Origin of the sequence: Dysgonomonas sp. Shenzhen-Wh21 (assembly GCF_043392705.1) — a bacterium.
Lineage (GTDB): Bacteria > Bacteroidota > Bacteroidia > Bacteroidales > Dysgonomonadaceae > Dysgonomonas.
In genome coordinates this window covers 1-1,717 of sequence record NZ_JAIXHZ010000025.1, presented here as the reverse complement: position 1 = coordinate 1,717, position 1,717 = coordinate 1, and the positions used below count along the sequence as shown (strand labels likewise).

Below are 1,717 nucleotides of genomic sequence, written 5' to 3'. Positions count from 1 at the left end.
CGCAGTGCCGTAACACTTCTAAGAAATAAAGGTTTTCAGGAAGTATATAATGGTGGAAGTTGGTTTAATTTTAAATGAATAAGAAAATGAATCGCATATTGAAGAATTGGGATTTTGCACGGATCGTTCGTTTGCTATTAGGAATACTTATGGCTATCTATTCTATGATTTCGCAAAATTATATATTTCTGGTTTTTGGAGGATGGCTGCTTTTCCAGGCAATTATGAACATTTCCTGTTGTGGTTCCGGAGAATGCTATACAGATACTAAGCACAAAGAAAATATTTATGGAGATCAGATAAAAAAATATAAACCCGATTAATATGAAGTATACAGTATTATTCTCACTCGTGGCATTATTGCTTATTTCTTGTAATAACAAGGCAGAAACAAAAAATCAAATAGAAGAAACAATTAAAAAAGAAAATAAAATGACAACAATACATTTAACAAAAGCTGAATTCTTATCAAAAGTTGCTAATTTTGAAACAAATCCTACTGAATGGAAATATTTGGGGGATAAGCCGGCATTGATCGATTTCTATGCTGACTGGTGTGGCCCTTGTAAGGCTATAGCTCCGGTGTTGGAAGAATTGGCTGCAGAATACGGAGATCGTATATATATTTATAAGATAAATACGGAAACAGAGCCAGAACTTTCTGCTGTCTTCGGAATAAGAAGTATACCATCTTTACTGTTTGTTCCGATGAATGCACAACCTCAGATGGCTGCAGGAGCATTACCCAAGCAGCAATTAAAGGAAGCTATTGATAATCTTTTATTAAAAGAATGACAGTAAATATAAACTTATACTAAAATGGCAGACAATATAAATAATTCGCAAGTAAAAACATTATGTCAGATCAGGGATGTGTATCGGGCGATTTATGACTTTGAACTAAACTTTCAACAATTATATGATCTTGGACTGAATGAAGGAATGCTACTCTGTTCGTTAAATACTCAAAAATATTCATCAAATGAATTGGCGAGCGTATTGGGGCTGAGTAATTCAAATACATCGAAAGTGATAAAGTCGGTCGAGAAGAAAGGTCTTATCCGACGTATTGTCGGCAAGGAAGATAAGCGCCAGATGTATTTTATGTTGACTGATTTGGGTAAGAAAAAGCTTGAATCGATAAAATGTGCTGAGTTTGATATTCCCGAAACGCTTGGATCTATTATAAAACGATAGGATTGTGATCTTGTGATTAGGTGTTTTCCTTTTTTCTACTATAAAACACGTCGTAAATACACAACAAAATAGCTGCATATTAGTAAGTTAGATTTTTTAGTTAAAATCTAACTTCTATGTATTTTTATGGGTTAGACAAATTTTATTATCTTTGTAAGAATCTTGGATACATTGAGAACAACCTTGTTTTTCTCCTCTTTAAAATCTACTTATTCGGTAGATATCTTATTTATACGGAGTTAATCCGAAATATAGCCAATATATAATTCAGTTTCCTTAAAAGAATTTAAGTTCGTCTTTTTGGCTTCATATGATAATTAATCTGAGGATAATAAAATTTTTATAGGTTCATTACATCCTTCTGTGTTCGAGAGAATTATTCTATTTTTAATAATCGGATCGCCCTGCCCGATATAAAATATGTATTATGAAGTTGATTATTATATCTAATAGATTACCACTAAAAGTGGTGGAAGAGGAAAATGAGTACAAGGTCGTTCCTAGCTCGGGAGGCCTTTCA

Annotated in this window: 3 protein-coding genes; all 3 read left to right on the top strand. The window is 32.8% G+C overall.

Annotated elements, in window-relative coordinates:
- Positions 1 to 86 precede the first annotated feature (86 nt).
- Genes LDB17_RS01050 through LDB17_RS01040 form a run of 3 tightly spaced genes read left to right on the top strand, consistent with a single transcriptional unit; the run spans position 87 to position 1,197 of the window.
- A complete protein-coding gene (locus tag LDB17_RS01050; RefSeq protein WP_135104300.1) occupies positions 87 to 323 on the top strand; it encodes a hypothetical protein in 237 nt (78 codons plus the stop codon).
- 1 nt (position 324) lies between these two features.
- A complete protein-coding gene (gene trxA, locus LDB17_RS01045; RefSeq protein ID WP_252639060.1) occupies positions 325 to 795 on the top strand; it encodes a thioredoxin in 471 nt (156 codons plus the stop codon).
- A 24-nt stretch (positions 796 to 819) separates the two neighbouring features.
- Positions 820 to 1,197 carry a winged helix DNA-binding protein gene (locus tag LDB17_RS01040; RefSeq protein WP_252639059.1) on the top strand — a complete coding sequence of 126 codons (378 nt, stop codon included), beginning with the start codon at positions 820 to 822 and terminating at the stop codon, positions 1,195 to 1,197.
- The last annotated feature ends 520 nt before the right edge of the window (positions 1,198 to 1,717 follow it).

Bases quoted from the DNA above. Each gene is read 5' to 3' on its own strand.
- LDB17_RS01040 (WP_252639059.1), top strand. From the start codon at position 820: ATGGCAGACAATATAAATAATTCGCAAGTAAAAACATTATGTCAGATC.
- trxA (WP_252639060.1), top strand. From the start codon at position 325: ATGAAGTATACAGTATTATTCTCACTCGTGGCATTATTGCTTATTTCT.
- LDB17_RS01050 (WP_135104300.1), top strand. From the start codon at position 87: ATGAATCGCATATTGAAGAATTGGGATTTTGCACGGATCGTTCGTTTG.